The 16,070-nt window shown below is 68.4% G+C and carries 13 protein-coding genes and 4 pseudogenes; 8 read left to right on the top strand and 9 right to left on the bottom strand.

Translation table 11 applies throughout. The features are described from left to right. Window positions 1-2: 2 nt before the first annotated feature. Together FQ389_RS10050 and FQ389_RS10045 are read right to left on the bottom strand one after the other, a co-directional pair. Complete coding sequence (locus tag FQ389_RS10050) at window positions 3-1,559, bottom strand: leucyl aminopeptidase (RefSeq protein ID WP_144207231.1); 1,557 nt, start codon at window positions 1,557-1,559, stop codon at window positions 3-5. 30 nt (window positions 1,560-1,589) lie between these two features. Beyond that, a pseudogene (locus FQ389_RS10045) lies at window positions 1,590-2,659 on the bottom strand (adenylate/guanylate cyclase domain-containing protein). 75 nt (window positions 2,660-2,734) lie between these two features. Between FQ389_RS10045 and gcvT the strand changes: the two are divergent. Further along, the gene (gene gcvT / locus FQ389_RS10040; protein ID WP_144207228.1) at window positions 2,735-3,838 is read left to right on the top strand and encodes a glycine cleavage system aminomethyltransferase GcvT; all 1,104 of its coding nucleotides are present in this window, start codon (window positions 2,735-2,737) and stop codon (window positions 3,836-3,838) included. A 55-nt stretch (window positions 3,839-3,893) separates the two neighbouring features. Continuing rightward, a complete protein-coding gene (locus tag FQ389_RS10035) occupies window positions 3,894-5,000 on the top strand; it encodes a branched-chain amino acid aminotransferase (RefSeq protein WP_144207225.1) in 1,107 nt (368 codons plus the stop codon). A gap of 117 nt (window positions 5,001-5,117) precedes the next feature. Here FQ389_RS10035 and FQ389_RS22395 read toward each other — a convergent pair. The 5 genes and pseudogenes from FQ389_RS22395 to FQ389_RS10015 form a co-directional block, all read right to left on the bottom strand. Further along, window positions 5,118-5,402: pseudogene (locus tag FQ389_RS22395) on the bottom strand (hypothetical protein); the annotation flags it as partial. Next, the gene (locus FQ389_RS22390; RefSeq protein ID WP_407662839.1) at window positions 5,399-5,755 is read right to left on the bottom strand and encodes an adenosylcobinamide-GDP ribazoletransferase; all 357 of its coding nucleotides are present in this window, start codon (window positions 5,753-5,755) and stop codon (window positions 5,399-5,401) included. The pseudogene FQ389_RS22395 and the gene FQ389_RS22390, both read right to left, overlap by 4 nt. Next, window positions 5,752-6,813 (bottom strand): nicotinate-nucleotide--dimethylbenzimidazole phosphoribosyltransferase, encoded by a 1,062-nt coding sequence (cobT, locus tag FQ389_RS10025; protein ID WP_144207302.1) that lies wholly within the window; start codon window positions 6,811-6,813, stop codon window positions 5,752-5,754. The genes FQ389_RS22390 and cobT overlap by 4 nt, the downstream gene beginning before the upstream one ends. Further along, a pseudogene (locus tag FQ389_RS10020) lies at window positions 6,813-7,388 on the bottom strand (bifunctional adenosylcobinamide kinase/adenosylcobinamide-phosphate guanylyltransferase). Before FQ389_RS10020 ends, cobT begins: the two are co-directional and overlap by 1 nt. After that, the gene (locus tag FQ389_RS10015) at window positions 7,378-8,013 is read right to left on the bottom strand and encodes a DUF3043 domain-containing protein (protein ID WP_260860659.1); all 636 of its coding nucleotides are present in this window, start codon (window positions 8,011-8,013) and stop codon (window positions 7,378-7,380) included. The pseudogene FQ389_RS10020 and the gene FQ389_RS10015 overlap by 11 nt, the downstream one beginning before the upstream one ends. A 241-nt stretch (window positions 8,014-8,254) precedes the next feature. Here FQ389_RS10015 and FQ389_RS10010 point away from each other — a divergent pair, with 241 nt between their 5' ends. Next, window positions 8,255-9,331: a glycerate kinase family protein gene (locus FQ389_RS10010; RefSeq protein ID WP_186296352.1), complete on the top strand. Its 1,077-nt coding sequence runs from the start codon at window positions 8,255-8,257 to the stop codon at window positions 9,329-9,331. 70 nt (window positions 9,332-9,401) lie between these two features. Further along, window positions 9,402-9,758, top strand: coding sequence for an iron-sulfur cluster assembly accessory protein (locus tag FQ389_RS10005; RefSeq protein ID WP_061556061.1), 357 nt, complete (start codon window positions 9,402-9,404; stop codon window positions 9,756-9,758). An 18-nt stretch (window positions 9,759-9,776) separates the two neighbouring features. On the opposite strand, the gene FQ389_RS10000 is transcribed toward FQ389_RS10005, so the two are convergent. After that, window positions 9,777-10,436, bottom strand: a complete 660-nt coding sequence (locus FQ389_RS10000) for an Rv0361 family membrane protein (RefSeq protein WP_144207222.1) — start codon at window positions 10,434-10,436, stop codon at window positions 9,777-9,779. Between the two features lie 200 nt (window positions 10,437-10,636). Here FQ389_RS10000 and FQ389_RS09995 point away from each other — a divergent pair, with 200 nt between their 5' ends. Beyond that, window positions 10,637-11,611 (top strand): carbohydrate kinase family protein, encoded by a 975-nt coding sequence (locus tag FQ389_RS09995; RefSeq protein WP_144207294.1) that lies wholly within the window; start codon window positions 10,637-10,639, stop codon window positions 11,609-11,611. Between the two features lie 109 nt (window positions 11,612-11,720). Here the strand turns inward: FQ389_RS09995 and asnB are convergent, their stop codons facing one another. Beyond that, on the bottom strand, window positions 11,721-13,715 hold the full coding sequence (gene asnB / locus FQ389_RS09990; protein ID WP_260860649.1) for an asparagine synthase (glutamine-hydrolyzing): 1,995 nt from the start codon (window positions 13,713-13,715) through the stop codon (window positions 11,721-11,723). A gap of 166 nt (window positions 13,716-13,881) precedes the next feature. Here asnB and ctaC point away from each other — a divergent pair, with 166 nt between their 5' ends. The 3 genes and pseudogenes from ctaC to FQ389_RS09975 form a co-directional block, all read left to right on the top strand. After that, window positions 13,882-14,937 carry an aa3-type cytochrome oxidase subunit II gene (ctaC, locus tag FQ389_RS09985; protein WP_144207218.1) on the top strand — a complete coding sequence of 352 codons (1,056 nt, stop codon included), beginning with the start codon at window positions 13,882-13,884 and terminating at the stop codon, window positions 14,935-14,937. 8 nt (window positions 14,938-14,945) lie between these two features. Continuing rightward, the gene (locus tag FQ389_RS09980) at window positions 14,946-15,365 is read left to right on the top strand and encodes a cytochrome c oxidase subunit 4 (RefSeq protein WP_144207216.1); all 420 of its coding nucleotides are present in this window, start codon (window positions 14,946-14,948) and stop codon (window positions 15,363-15,365) included. Window positions 15,366-15,545: 180 nt separating this feature from the next. Further along, window positions 15,546-16,070, top strand: a pseudogene (locus FQ389_RS09975) (MmpS family transport accessory protein); the annotation flags it as partial.

The raw sequence follows: 16,070 nt of genomic DNA, 5'->3' as shown, positions 1-16,070 counted from the left end.
CGCTAGCCGTTTTCGGCGATGTCCTCCAGTACGGCGAACATGGTGCGTGTAGGCACTCCGGTCGAGCCCTTCGGCGAGTACCCCCACGGGCTGCCGGTGTTGTAGGCCGGCCCGGCCACGTCGATGTGCGCCCAGCTCACCCCGTCGGCGACGAACTCGCGCAGGAAAACCCCGGCCACCAGCATGCCGGCGAAACGCTGGCCGCTGATGTTCGACAGGTCGGCCACCGTGGACTTCAGGTCGTCCTTGAGGTCGTCGGGCAACGGCATCGGCCAGCCGTTCTCGCCCACAGCCTGCGAGATCGCCGCGACCCGGTCGCGGAACTCGTCGCTGCCCATCACTCCGGGGATGCGCGTACCCAGAGCCACGGTCTGCGCGCCGGTCAGGGTGGACGTCTCGATCAGGTAGTCCGGTTTGTCCTCGCAGGCCCGGACGATGGCGTCGGCCAGGATGAGCCGGCCCTCCGCGTCGGTGTTCTGCACCTCGACCGTGATGCCGCCGTAGTGGGTCACCACGTCGCCGGGACGCTGGGCCGATGCCGAGGGCATGTTCTCCACCATCGGCACGGTCGCGATCACGTCGATCGGAAGCTCCAGCTGCGCGGCCAAGGCGACGGTCGCGATCACTGCGGCGCCACCACCCATGTCCGAGGTCATGTGGTGCATGCCCTCCGCCGGCTTGATCGAGATGCCGCCGGTGTCGAACGTGACACCCTTACCGACCAGTGCGACCTTCTTGGCATGCTTGCGCTTCTTGGCCAGCTTCGACCCGTGGTGGGTCAGCCGCACCAGCCGAGGCGGACGCGACGAGCCCTGTCCGACGCCGATGATCCCTCCGTAGCCGGCCTTCTGCAGCGCCTTGTCGTCGAGCTCCTCCACCTCGAGGCCGACCGACTCGCTCAAAGCCCTTGCACGCTGGGCGAATTCGGCGGGAAACAGCGCGTTGGGCGGGGTGTTGACCAAGTCCCGGGCGGTGACCACCGCGGCCGCGACGGCAGCCCCGTGCGCGCTCTGCTTTTTGGCCTCCTTGGCCGCCCCGTCCGAGGACAGTACGGTGATCTCGCGCAGCCCTTCGTCTTTCGGCGCGGTCTTCTCGCTGCGGAATTTGCTGAACCGGTAGCTGCCCAGGATCAATCCCTCGACGGCGGCCGACGTGATGCCCTCGCCGGGCAGCTCACCCAGCGTGGTGAGCACCGATCCGCTCTTGCCGAGCGATCGCGCGGCCACACCGGCGGCGCGACGGATGGTGTCCGCCGGCCACGCGTCTTGCGGCTTGCCCAACCCGATGGTGAGCACGCTGGCCACCGGAAGCGACCCGATCACCAGCCGGTGCACCTGTTCGCTGCCGCCGGTGGCTTCCAGCGCGCACAGCCCGGCCTCGATCTCGGCGACCGCATAGGCGGAGACGAACGGCTCGGCGGCGACGACGCTTGCGCCCGGCCGGTCGTCGTCTCCGGTGGAGACGACGGGCACGAGCAACACCGACGAATCCGCACCGCGCTTGGGCAGTGACGTGGCGACGGTGACGGTAGGGGCCTGGTATCCGGGTTGGGTGCTCACGCGTCCTCACCCTAGTCATCGGACACCCGGCTAGCTCGGCAGCGTCCCGGCGCGCAGGTCGAACGTGGTGACCGGGTCGTCAACCCCCTTGAGCGTCAACGGGCCCGCTGCGACGGTAGCGTGGTCCGGCAAGGTGTCCCGCAGGTCGGCGGGGGCCAGGATCTGCTCCGGTGACGCCGCGGCCACCAGGTTGACCGGGTTCCCGAAATATCGCCGTTGACCGCGACGTAGGCCAGGCCCGCGCGGACCTGCAGCCCTTCATGGCGGGCTCGGGGATGTTCGACGAGTCGATCGCCGCCTGCAGCAGCCGTTGCGGGGTCGAACTCACCCACATCACCTCGTCGCCGATGAACTTCACCACCCGGCCGCCGTCGACGTGCACCACATCGGAGACCGTGCCGGCGAACTCGTTGAGCAGATACGACAGCTCCGCGGGGGTCAGCGCCTGGTCAACGCGGTGAAGCCGGACAGATCCGCGAAGCCGACCCCGCACACCACCGACGCCGAGATGTCGCGGAGCACGCCTCGGAGTGCGTTCGAGCGCTGATCAGATGATGCCGGTGCACGACGTCGATCAGCGCACCAAGGCGGGGGACGAAACTCTGCGATCGCGTGGTAGACCTGCGCGGTCGCCAGCTCGTCGTGGGTGTGGGTCATCTGGATGTCCGGCGTCCCGGCGCTGATCATCGTCGACTCGGCCTAGGCGAGCCGGGCCATCGTGACACCGAGCACGCGCAGCAGGCCGTGGGCGCCGCCTTCGCCGACCACCGCCTTGATCGCCAGCCAGGTCTGCAGGGCGTCGACGTCGGCCTGGCTCAGCACGGGGGCATCGGGACCGGCGGCGGTCAAGCCGAGCAACGCCCAGGCGCGGGCGACCTCCTCCGCGGTCACGCCGAGCTGCTCGGCCGCGGTCCCAAACGTGAAGGTCGGCCCGCCCCGACCAGGACAGCACGTCACTGGCCAGGCCGAACAGCCGGCCGCGTTGCTCCGCTTCGACCATCTTCTCGGCCGAAAAGCCGAGGTCATCCAGATACTTGATCAGATCGGCCCGCGCGTGCGCGTTGGTCACCCCGGCTGGCCTCCAGCCCATCGAAGTCCAGCGAATCGGGTACCTACCCCAGTCTGCCAGGCGCGCCCGCTATTTTAAGGTGGCGTCGTGAGCGTAGGGTGGCGTCGTGAGCGACGTACCGGAGCCGATCAAGGGACCGCTGGAAGACCGTCATCGGGAGTTGGGCGCCAGCTTCGCCGAGTTTGGTGGCTGGCTCATGCCGGTGTCGTATGCGGGCACCGTAAGCGAGCACAACGCGACGCGAAATGCAATGGGGCTGTTCGATGTCAGCCACCTGGGCAAGGCGCTGGTCCGCGGACCGGGCGCCGCGGAGTTCATCAACTCGGCGCTGACCAATGACCTGGGCCGGATCGGGCCGGGCAAGGCGCAGTACACGCTGTGCTGTACCGAATCCGGTGGCGTCATCGACGACCTGATCGCCTACTACGTCGCCGACGACGAAATCTTTTTGGTGCCCAACGCGGCCAACACCGCGGCGGTCGTCGAGGCGCTGAAATCCTCGGCGCCGGACGGGGTGACGATCACCAACGAGCATCGCTCGTACGCGGTGCTGGCGGTGCAGGGGCCGCGGTCTGCGGCCGTGCTCGGCGAGCTCGGCCTGCCGACCGAGATGGAGTACACGGCCTACGCCGACGCGTCGTATGCCGGGGTTCCGGTGCGGGTCTGCCGCACCGGATACACCGGCGAGCACGGCTACGAACTGCTGCCGCCCTGGGACTCCGCGGGCGTGCTGTTCGACGCGCTGGTGACGGCTGTGTCCAACGTGGGCGGCGAGCCGGCCGGCCTCGGCGCACGCGACACGCTGCGCACCGAGATGGGTTATCCGCTGCACGGTCACGAGCTCTCGCTGGACATCTCGCCGCTGCAGGCCCGCTGCGGCTGGGCGATCGGGTGGAATAAGGACGCTTTCTTCGGCCGCGACGCGTTGCTGGCCGAGAAGGAAGCCGGGCCGCGGCGATTGCTGCGCGGTCTGCGGATGCTGGGACGCGGGGTGCTGCGGCCCGGGCTGACGGTCTCGGCCGCCGACAAACCCGTAGGGATCACCACGTCGGGAACCTTTTCGCCGACGCTGCAGGCCGGCATCGCGTTGGCGCTGATCGACACCGACGCGGGGATCGAGGACGGTCAGCAGATCACCGTCGACGTGCGCGGCCGGGCGGCCGAGTGCGAGGTGGTGCGCCCGCCGTTCGTCGAGTTGAAAACCCGGTAGCAGCCCCGGCGTCACACCGGAAAAACCCATTGGTACGCGCATATAGAATCGGCGCATGACGAGCGGCCTTCTCGAGTTCACCGTTCAGCGCGCGTCTAATCCCACCAGTGGCGCTGAGCGGGAATCAATCTTGGCCGAACCCGGCTTCGGCAAATTCTTCACCGATCACATGGTCTCGGTCGACTACGACGAGGGCCAGGGCTGGCACAACGCACGTGTCACCCCGTACGGCCCGATCCAGCTGGATCCGTCGGCGATCGTGCTGCACTACGCGCAGGAAGTGTTCGAGGGCCTCAAGGCCTACCGCTGGGCCGATGGCTCGATCGTGTCGTTTCGCCCCGACGCCAACGCCGCGCGGATGCGGTCCTCGGCGCGCCGGCTCGCGATCCCGGAGTTGCCCGACGAGGTTTTCCTCGAATCGCTGCGCCAGCTCATCGCCGTCGACAACGACTGGGTGCCCCAGGCCGGCGGCGAGGAGTCGCTGTATCTGCGGCCGTTCATCATCGCCACCGAGCCCGGCCTGGGCGTGCGGCTGGCCAAGCGGTACCGCTACCTGCTGATCGGGTCACCGGCCGGGGCGTACTTCCGCAACGGCATCAACCCCGTCGATGTCTGGGTGTCAACGGAATACGTGCGGGCCAGCCCTGGCGGGACCGGCGCGGCCAAGTTCGGCGGCAACTACGCAGCGTCGCTGCTGGCGCAGGCCGAAGCCGCGGAAAACGGCTGCGATCAAGTGGTTTGGCTCGATGCCGTCGAGCGCCGCTACGTCGAAGAGATGGGCGGCATGAACCTGTTCTTTGTGTTCGGCAGCGGCGGCACGTCACGGCTGGTCACTCCGGAACTGTCCGGCTCGCTGCTGCCCGGCATCACGCGGGATTCGTTGCTGCAGTTGGCCACTGACGCGGGCTTCGGTGTCGAGGAGCGCAAGATCGACATCGACGAGTGGCAGAAGAAGGCCGCCGAAGGGGAGATCACCGAGGTGTTCGCCTGCGGCACCGCCGCCGTCATCACGCCGGTTGCGCGGGTCAAATACGCCGACACCGAGTTCACCGTCGCCGACGGCCAACCCGGTGAAGTGACGATGGCGCTGCGCGACACGTTGACCGGCATCCAGCGGGGCACGTTCGCAGACACCCACGGCTGGATGTCGCGGCTGGGCTAGCGGGCCCACTCCGCCAACGCCATCGCGGCGACCGTCGTGGTCAGTTCGATCGCGACCGCCCAACACGTCGCCATTGATGCCCCCGAACCGACGCACGCAATGCGCGACCAGTGCCGCCCCGCAGCACAGTGCCAACAGTATCGCGGCCGGCCCTGCCACGGTCGCGGACCCACCGCCAGCGAAACCCCGAGTAGCACCGCGATCTAGGCCGCCGCCACGGCAATGGGCTGCGTTCCGGCGACCTGGGCGCCCAGCGTGCTGCCGTCGGCCGCTGGCACCGACCGCCGGCAGGCCCGTACGGCGGTCACCCGGCCGGCCGCGACGGCCACCACGATCGCGGGCCAGCCCTTGCCGCCTGGTCGCGGCCAGCGCCGAAAACGCCAGCCCCTGCAACGCGATCACGAGCACGACGGCCGCCACCCCGAACGGGCCCCGTCGAGCCGTCGCGCATCACGGCCAGCGCGCGCGGCGGCGGCCCGTAGCAGCCCAACCCGTCGGCCGTTATCGGCGACACCGTCGATATGCAAGCTGCGGGTGACCAGCAAAACCGTTGTCACCGCGAGGAACCCGGGCAGCGGGCTGGACGTGCCGAATGCCGGCGCGCCGCCCCAAGTCACCTCGGCGGCCAGCACACCCAGGGCCGCGCCGACGACCGGTAGTGCGGTCATCGCGCCGCGACCCATTGCCGCGCCGCGTGACGCCGGCCCGGGCAGCACCGTGCCGAACGCGAAAGCTGTTGCCAGTGAACGAATCACGATGGGGTGGCCGGTGGGCCAGCGTTGGTGGCGACACCGGCTTCGACGAACGTCGCCATCGAGGCCAACGTGGCCACCGCGGCGCGCAGCATCGGCAGCGCCAGCGCCGCGCCGCTGCCCTCGCCGAGCCGCATCTGCAGATCGAGCAGAGGCTCCAACTCCAGCGCGGCCAGCGCCAGCGCGTGCCCGGGTTCGGTGGACCGGTGGCCCGCCTGCCACCACTGGTGCGCACCGGGGGCCAGGCGCTCGGCGACCAGCGCGGCGGCCGTCACCGCCATGCCGTCGAGCAGCAGCGGGGTGCGCCGTACCGCGGCCTGGGCGCAGAAGCCGGCCAGCGCCGCCAAATCCGCACCGCCGCAACTGCGTAACAAAGCGACCGGGTCGGGCAGCACCGGCTTCGTCCGGAACAACGCATCGCGGACCGCGGCCGTCTTGCGGCCCCAACCGGCGTCGTCGATCCCCGAGCCGAAGCCGACCATCGCGACCGGCTCGGCGTTGGTCAGCGCCGCCACCAGCACCGAGGCCGGGGTGGTGTTGCCGATGCCCATGTCACCGGCGATCAACAGGTCGGCGCCCGCGTCGACCTCTTCGTCGGCGATGCTGCGCCCCGCGACGATCGCCGCTGTGGTCTCGTCGTCAGTCAGCGCGTCCCGCACCGCGATGTCGCCGCTGCCGCGGCGCACCTTATAAGCTCCGATCCGCTCGGATCGTGGCTCGGCGTCCACCGCCAGGTCGGCGACGCGCACCGTCGCATCGGCGATCGCGGCCAGTGCATTGATCGCGGCGCCACCGGCGTCGATGTTGGCCACCATCTGCGCGGTCACCTCCGGCGGGTACGCCGAGACCCCCGAGCGCGCGACGCCGTGGTCGCCGGCGAACACCACCACCCGGGCACGCTCGAACTGGCGTGGCGGGCACTGACCCTGACACGACGCGACCCACACGGACAGGTCCTCCAGGCGGCCCAGCGCGCCGCGCGGCTTGGTCAGGGTGTCCTGGCGGGAGCGGGCGGCCGCGGCGGCGGCCGCGTCGGGCGGTGTGATCGGCGGAAACTCCATCACGCCTCCGGCGCTTTGATCGACACCGGCTGGCCCGCGACCACCAGCACCACCCGGTCGCACAGCGCAGCGACACGCTGGTTCAGCGTGCCCAGCTCGTCGGCGAAGCGGCGCCCGGACGCAGTAGCGGGCACCACGGTCAGGCCGACCTCGGTACTGACCAGCATCGGCGTCGACGCAAATACGCGAACCGCGTCGAGCAGCTCCGCGACGGGATCCGCCACCGACCCATTCTCCTAAGCCTGGTGCTGATCCAGCTTCCCGGTCAACCAGGTGCCCAGGTCGTCGATCAGGGTCGTAGTATCCGGTGATCGCCGCAATTCGGTTGCCACATACCGGGTTTCGACCGTCGTCCAGTGCTTCGGCCGACAGTCGCGGTGTTGCACGACTCGGCGCTCCCAGTCCGGATCCGCCCCGCCGCGGGTCCCGGGCGCCAGGTAGCGAACCGGCTGACCGGACGGCAGCGCACAGGCGATGGCGTCCTCGGCCCACTCGGACTTGCCGGATCGGATCCCGCCGAGCACCGGGGTCAGCGCGCTTTCGGCGGACGGGCTAAACGGACGGCTAATCGACATTGCCGCCGCGCTTGACTTGCGGCCGCGGCGCCCGCATACGGCGCATCTGGGATGCTCGGCCGGCGGCGTAAAGGCCCAATTTCCAGTGGCTTTCGGTGTTGTTCGGGAACTTCGCGTCCACCATCCGGCTGACCTTGCGGTCCAGGATCAGGCTGTCGACCGCCATCACCGCTGTGATCACCAGCATCGCCGGGGAGATGTAGAGCTGCAGCTGGGGAAGGGCGAACATGACGAACAACAGCGACAGGGTGGCCGGCATGAACAGGCCGAGCAGGTTACGGCGGGCGTCCACAACGTCGCGCACGTAGCGGCGGATCGGCCCCTGGTCGCGGGGCGGCAGGTAGGCCTCGTCCCCGGCCAGCATCCGTTCCCGTCGATCCGTCATCCGGGCCCGGCTGGCGAGGCGTTCGGCCTTGCGCTCCTCGCGGCTGAGTTTGGGGCCGGCCAGCTGCTTGCGACGGGCCCGCGCTTCGGCGGCGGTCATTGGCGCCGGCGCCACCGGGCCCTTCTTCGCGTTGCGGCGGGCCTCGTCACGCTTGGGTGTCGGCCGGCCCTTGGGGTCGGTCCGGCGCGATGCGCGAGACCCGGCAGCCGGGGTAGCGTCGGAGGTGATCGGCGTCACCAGTTCGCCCTCCGGGGCGTCCGCCTGGGTTTTCTTACGGCCCAACAACTTCACAATGGCCAGGTTACTTCGCAGCGGGGTCGATTCTTTGAACGCCCCGCCAGCAACACTATTGCTCTGCGCTGTGGCGATACTTCGACTTACCCTTGACCATGATGGACGGCTACGGGTGATGGACGACAGCTCGATGGCCTCGGACGAAGGTGCCGTTGGCCTCTCCCCGGGGCGTCTGCAGTTACCGGCCATGCGCGTGTTGGTCGCCCCGGATTGCTACGGCGACAGTCTCTCGGCGGTGGAAGCCGCCGCTGCCATAGCGACCGGCTGGACGCGATCGCGTCCCGGTGACCAGTTCATCGTCGCCCCACAGTCCGACGGCGGCCCCGGTTTCATCGACGTGCTGGCCAATCGTCTGGGGGAGAAGCGCAGCATCCGGGTGGCCGGGCCCCTGGACGGGACGGTCGACGCGGAATGGGTGTGGGATCCGGAGTCGGCGACCGCCTACCTGGAGTGCGCGCAGGCATGCGGCCTCAAACTGCTCGGGCGGCCGCCCGACCCCGAGACCGCGCTGGCGGCGCACAGCAGGGGAGTCGGCCAGCTGATCACCGAAGCGCTGCACAGCGGGGCCAAGCGCATCGTGGTCGGGCTGGGCGGGAGCGCCTGCACCGAAGGCGGGCAGGGCATGATCGCCGAGCTGGGCGGGCTGGAAGCCGCGCGCCGGCAGCTGGCGAACGTAGAGCTGGTCGCCGCGTCGGACACCGAATATCCGCTGGTGGGCCCGTGGAGTGCGGCCCGGGTGTTCGGGCCGCAGAAGGGCGCCGACACCCCCACGGTCGCGGCGCTGGACGTCCGGTTGGAGGCGTGGGCGCTGCATCTGGAGGCGGCGGCGGGCCGCGACGTCAGCTCCGAGCCCGGGGCTGCCGCGGCCGGCGGTATCGGCGCCGGGCTGCTCGCGCTGGGCGGCCGGTGTGAATCGGGTGCGGCGATCGTCGCCGAGTACACGCACCTGGCCGACGACCTCGAGATTGCCGAGCTGATCATCACAGGGGAAGGCAAATTCGACGAGCAGTCGTTGCACGGCAAAGTCGTCGGGTCGCTCGCGGCGGCCGCGGGCCCGCTAGGGATCCCGGTGATCGTGCTCGCCGGACAGGTCGGACTGGACAAGACGGCGGTGCGCACCGCGGGCATCATGTCGGCGCTGTCCATGGCCGAGTACGCCGGCTCGGTCGGATTGGCGCTGGCTGACGCGGCAAACCAGCTGATGGGATTAGCGTCACAGGTGGCGGCGCGACTCGGGAATAGCGGTCCTGCGAGGTACCGTTGAGGCAGTGGGTTCACCCCGAGAGGTTCGGGTGCCCGGGCACCTACCCAACGACAGGCATGTAGGAGAAGCAATGACGGTGCAAAACGAGTCGACCGCCAAGACCCACGGCGTGATCCTGACCGAGGCCGCCGCCACCAAGGCGAAAGCGCTGCTGGACCAGGAGGGACGCGACGACCTGGCGCTGCGTATCGCGGTGCAGCCGGGCGGGTGCGCCGGGCTGCGCTACAACCTGTTCTTCGACGACCGGTCCCTGGACGGTGACCTGACCGCCGAATTCGGCGGGGTGACGTTGACGGTGGACCGGATGAGCGCCCCCTACGTGGAGGGCGCCTCGATCGACTTCGTGGACACCATCGAGAAGCAGGGCTTCACCATCGACAACCCGAATGCCACCGGCTCCTGCGCCTGCGGCGACTCGTTCAACTGATCTGGTAGCCGGGAGCCGTTAGTACGAGCCCCCGGTCCGCAGCACGTACGAGCACACCAAGATCTGGCCGCGCTGGAACAGCAGCTGTGCGACGCCTTGGACCTGGCCGCGCAGCGGGCCGCCGGAGGCTGGCGCCACCTGTATGGTGAACAGCGCCTGGGCCTGGTACTGCGACAGGTACACGATCTTGTCGATCGAGGTCAACTGGACCTGCGAAAACTGCTTGCGGATCGCGTCGCTACTCAACTTGGCCAGCGCCTGGTCGGAGCGCCTGTCGCGCACTCCGTCGTACATGCCGCACAGCGCGTTGCGGGAGATCTCCTCGGTGTTGCGGCTCTCGAGGGCGTCCAGGTAGTTCTGGATGGCCGTCTTGGCCGCCGCCTCGGAGAACGACGCGCCGGTATTGGCGCCGTTGGTCCGGGCCCCGTACACGATCGCCGCGGTCAAAGCGGCGACCAGCGCCACCGCGGCCAGGGTGCCGATGACCAGCCGCCGGGCCGACTGCCGCCTCGGGTAGCCGGGCGGCGGCGTCGGGACGGGGTAGGGCGGTTCGTTGCGGGGGTGCGGCGGAAAAGCCATGTCGGCGGGTGGCTGGTCGCGCGGGAAGTCGACCGGCTGCTCGCTGTATCCGGGTGTTTCTCCGCCGACAGTCGGATTGGGCGAGTTCGGACCGCCCATGTGATTCTCCTCCGATGCGAGACGGGACCAAGACCACGAGCGAGCAGCTACCGCCCGCGAATTCAGTGCCGGCGACTTTTGTAAGTTCCCTAGGCAGGCTAGCGCACACCGTGTCGCCGGCCGCGCACTCAACGGGGTCGGTCGCGCGCGTCCACCCGTGGGTAGGCTAGACCCGCTTAACGATGAAGGGTGGAGATTTCGTGACGATCGCGGTGACCGGCTCAATTGCGACCGACAACTTGATGCGTTTCCCCGGCCGATTTTCCGAGCACTTGCTGGCCGAGCATCTGCAGAAGGTTTCGCTCAGCTTCCTGGTCGACGACCTGGTGATTAACCGGGGTGGTGTGGCGGGCAACATCGCGTTCGCCATAGGCGTGCTGGGGGGCGACGTCGCATTGGTCGGCGCGGCGGGTGACGACTTCGGCGAATACCGCGAATGGCTGGAGCGGCACGGCGTCAACTGCGAGAACGTGCTGATCTCCAAGACCGCCCACACCGCGCGGTTCACCTGCACCACCGACGAGGACATGGCGCAGATCGCGTCGTTCTACCCGGGCGCGATGTCGGAGGCCCGCAACATCAAGCTCGCCGACGTGGTGTCGTCGATCGGTAAGCTCGACCTGGTCATCATCGGCGCCAACGATCCCGACGCGATGGTGGTGCACACCGAGGATTGCCGCAAGCTCGGCCTGGCCTTCGCCGCCGACCCCTCCCAGCAGTTGCCCCGCCTGTCCTGCGACGAGATCAGCACGCTGATCGACGGCGCGGCCTACCTGTTCACCAACGATTACGAGTGGGAGCTGCTGCTCAAAAAGACCGGTTGGTCGGAGGCCGACGTCCAGGGCAAGGTCGACCTGCGGGTGACCACGCTCGGTGCCAAGGGTGTCGACATCGTGGAGCGCGACGGCACCACCACCCATGTCGGCGTGGTGCCGGAGACCAGCCAGACGGACCCGACCGGTGTCGGCGACGCGTTCCGGGCGGGCTTCTTGACCGGCCGCACCGCCGGGTTGGGTCTGGAGCGCTCGGCGCAACTGGGCTCGCTGGTGGCCGTGCTGGTGCTGGAATCGACGGGCACCCAGGAGTGGACCTGGGACCCGGCGGTGGCCGAGACCCGGCTGGCGGATGCCTACGGCGATGAGGCCGCCGCCGAGATCTCCGCGGTGCTGGCCTAACCGGCCCGGCCGGCGCCGCATCCGTTCGCGTCTCGACGGCGTCGAGTGTGCGCTGGCGGCGACACGCCGTGGACGGGGCGCCCACGGCTTCATACCGGACGCGCGGGCCTTACAGCTGCACCGGGTAGTGTGGTTCGCTGATCTGGGGCACCACCCTGTGCTCGACGAAGATCGCGTGCCAAAGCATGAAGATCAGCACGGTCCACAGCCGGCGGCTGTGGTCGCTACCGGCGGCGTGGTGCTCGTCGAGCATGCGGCGGACGGCGGCGACGTCGACCAGATGCCCTGCCTGTGACGCCTCGACCGTCGCGTAGGCCCATTCCAGCAGTTCACCGGCGCGCAACCAGTGCCGGATCGGCACCGGGAAGCCGAGCTTCGGCCGGTGCAACACGTGTGCCGGCACGATCGGCTCCAGCGCGCGCCGCAGGGCGTACTTGGTGGTGGTGCGGGTGATCTTCGCCTCGGCCGGCAGTCGCGACGCCACGGCGAACACCTCGGGATCCAGGAACGGCACCCGCAGCTCTAGCGAGTTGGCCATCGTCATTTTGTCGGCCTTGACCAGGATGTCGCCGCGCAGCCAGGTGAACAGGTCGACGTGTTGCATCCGGGCCACCGGGTCCCAGCCCGCCGATTCGGCGTACACCCGCGCCGTCACGTCGGTGTGCGTCCAGTCGTCGCGGAAGCCGGGCAACACGTCGCGCAGTTGCGCAGCAGAGAAACTGCGGGCATTGCCGTAGTAACGCTGCTCGAGCGTCAGCGAACCGCGATGCAGCAGGCTCTTGCCCCGCATGCCCTGGGGCAGCGGCCGGCTTATCCGGCCCATGGACCACCGAAGCGGTCCCGGTAGATAGTCAAAAAACTTCAGCGACAACGGTTCTCGATAGATGGTGTAGCCGCCGAACAACTCGTCGGCGCCCTCGCCGGACAGCACCACTTTGACGTGCTTGCGGGCCTCTCGCGCGACGAAGAACAACGGGACCAGCGCCGGGTCGGCGACCGGTTCGTCGAGATACCAGACGATTTCGGGCAGTGCGGCGACGAACTCGCCGGGGCTTACCACCTTGGCGATGTGGCGGGCGCCGATGGCCTCGGCCGACGCCACCGCGACGTCGATTTCGGAGAATCCCTCCCACTCGAACCCGGTGGTGAAGGTGATCAGCCGGGGGTTGTGCCGGATCGCTAGCGCCGCGATTGCGGTGGAGTCGATCCCGCCGGACAAAAACGCCCCGACGGTGACGTCGGCGCGCATGTGCTTGGCCACGGAATCCTCGAGCGCCGCGGTGATCTCGTCGTAGCGGGTCTGCTCAGTGTCGCGGGTGATCGGCACCGCGGCGAACCGCGGCATGAAGTAGCGGGTGGTCTCCGGCGCCACCCCGGGCCGGATCCGGGTGTAGCAGCCCGATTCGAGGCGGCGCACGCCGCGGTGCAGCGTCTCGGGCTCCGGAACGTACTGAAAGACGGTGTAGTGCTGCACCGCACGGGTGTCGATCCCCGAGTCGAACCCGATCAGTTCGACCAGATCCAGCAGACACTTCTTTTCGCTGGCCACCGCGGTGCCGCCGGGGCCGGTCGCCATGAACAGCGGCTTGATGCCGAAAGAGTCACGGGCGCAGAATAATTCGCGCGTCACGGTGTCCCACAGCGCGAACGCGAACATGCCCCGCAGCCGGGTGAGCACGCCGGTGCCCCAGTGGTGGTAGCCCGCGACGATGGCCTCGCCGTCGCCGTCGGTGGCAAACGCCACACCGTGCCGGGCGGTCAACTCGTCGCGCAGCTCGAGATAGTTGTAGATCTCGCCGTTGAACACCAGCACGTAGCGGTCGGGGGCGTCCGGCGGACCCCAGCGCAGCGGCTGGTGCGAGTGCGCCAGGTCGATGATCGACAATCGGTTGAAGCCGAACACCACCGACCCGTCGGCGCCGGGGTCCGACCAGGTGCCCGGCTCGTCGGGGCCGCGATGGCGCATCAGCTGCGAGGCCCGGGTGATGGCGCCGTCGGCCCGCGCGGCATGCGCCGCGGTGACGGCTGCACTCGCAGCTACGCCCCCACCTGCCTCGTCGTCCAGGCTGGTCGGGTCCGCTACGAACGCCAGCAGTCCGCACACGGCCCTCAATATGCCATACTTCGGCGACGCTTGGGGGCAGCCCATCGGACGGGTCACGACCGTGCGGGGTAGGCGCGGGGGACCGGCGGGTCGGGGTTTTGTCGTAGGCCTCGGAAGCGTGGTCTACGCTGCGTAGTATTCGAGATTCGAGCAGGAGGGCGCCAACGTGACACCCGGCGGGCAGGTCCGTTCGCAACGTTTGTCGCAGCGCAGAATTCGACCGCTGGCGCTGCCTGCGATGCTGGGCGTATTGGCGGTCACCCTAAGCGGATGCGGCTGGCAGTCGGTGTTTGCCCTGGGATGGCCCGAGGGCATCACCCCGCAGGCCCACGTGAACCGCGAGCTGTGGATCGGTTCGGTGATCGCGTCGCTGGTCGTCGGCGTCATCGTGTGGGGCCTGATCTTCTGGACCTCGGCGTTTCACCGCAAGAAGGCCTCCGACACCGAACTGCCTTGTCAGTTCGGCTACAACATGCCGCTGGAGCTGGTGCTCACCGTCACACCGTTTCTGATCATCTCGGTGCTGTTCTACTTCACGGTCGTGGTGCAGGAGAAAATGCTGCACCTGGACAAGGACCCCGAGGTGGTGATCGATGTCACGGCCTTCCAGTGGAACTGGAAGTTCGGCTACCAGAAGGTAAACTTCAAGGACGGCACGCTCATCTATGACGGCGCCGACGAGGCCCGCAAGAAGGCGATGGTGTCCAAGCCCGAGGGTAAGGACGAGGACGGCGAGGAACGTGTCGGGCCGTTGCGCGGGCTCAACACCGAGGACCGCACCTACCTGAACTTCGACAAGATCGAGACGCTGGGCACCCAGACCGAGATCCCGGTGCTGGTGCTGCCTGCCGGGAAGCGCATCGAATTCCAACTGAACTCCGCCGACGTCATCCACTCCTTCTGGGTGCCGGAATTCCTCTTCAAGCGCGACGTCATGGCGTGGCCGAAGCAGAACAACTCCGTCAACGTCTTCCAGGTGGAGGAGATCACCAAGACGGGCGCGTTTGTCGGCCACTGCGCAGAGATGTGCGGCACCTACCACTCGATGATGAACTTCGAGGTTCGGGTGGTGCAGCCCAACGACTTCAAGGCCTACCTGCAGCAGCGCATCGACGGCAAGACCAATGCCCAGGCGTTGCAGGCGATTGCCCAGTCCCCGGTGGCGGTGACGACGCATCCGTTCGAGACCCGCCGCGGCGAACAGATCCCATCGGTCGGTTAGGACACGCAATGCATATCGAAGCGAGGCTGTTCGAGTTTATCGCCGCGTTCTTCGTCCTGTGCGCGGTGCTCTACGGGGTGCTGACCGCCCTGTTCGCCACCGGCGGCGAAGAATGGGCGGGCACCACCGCTCTGGCGCTGACGGGTGGTCTGGCGCTGATCACCGCCACCTTCTTCCGATTCGTGGCCCGTCGCCTCGGCACCCGGCCCGAGGACTACGAAGGTGCTGAAATCAGCGACGGTGCAGGCGAATTGGGTTTCTTCGCGCCGCACAGCTGGTGGCCGCTGCTGGTCGCGCTGTCCGGTTCGGTGGCCGCGGTCGGCATCGCGTTGTGGTTGCCCTGGCTGACCGTGGCCGGCGTGGTGTTCATCCTTGCGTCCGCCGCCGGATTGGTCTTCGAATACTATGTGGGCCCCGAGAAGCACTGAATTGCGTCTCCGAAGGTAACAATCCGGGCATCAGTTGAGCTGTCGTTCGTTTGCCCAGACTTCGTTGTCCCGGTTGGTTCGGTAGGGTTTGCGCAGGCAATGACAATCTCCCGAGCGCGCGACACGAGGTCTCATCGGAGCCTCGTGCGCAGGTGAGGCAGTTGGACAGGGCAGGCAGACATGAGCGGGCCGAAACCTCCGGGATGGGAACCCGACGAATCCGATTCCGCCATTGAGTGCAAGCACGAATCGAGCTCCGGCGGCGGACACGGCGACGATTTGGAGCCGGACGGTGAATTGCCGTCCCGCGACGAGCTGGAACCCTTCGACGACAGCGCCGAGACCGACGACTATTCGCGTGCCTATTCCGCGCCCGAGTCCGAGCATTTCGTCAGCGGCCCGTATCTGTCCGCCGACCTGAGGCTCTACAACTACGACACCTTCGAGGACCCGCCCGACGACGAGGACGCCACCCCGCGCTGGCCGTGGGTGGTCGGCGTGGCCGCCATCGTCGCCGCGATCGCGCTGGTGTTGTCGGTGTCACTGCTGTTCGCCCGCACCGACACCAGAAAGCTCGCCAATCCCGCCACCACCACCCCGTCCTTACCGCCGGTGCAGGACCAGATCACCACGACCACACCGCCGACCACCACGACCGAACCGCCACCGCCGCCCCCGACAGCTACGGAGACCCAGACCGTGACG

Source organism: Mycobacterium tilburgii (genome assembly GCF_902168065.1).
In the GTDB taxonomy this organism is placed as follows: Bacteria; Actinomycetota; Actinomycetes; order Mycobacteriales; family Mycobacteriaceae; genus Mycobacterium; species Mycobacterium tilburgii.
The sequence above is the reverse complement of the archived record's forward strand: the minus strand, read 5'-3'. Positions and strand labels throughout refer to the sequence as shown.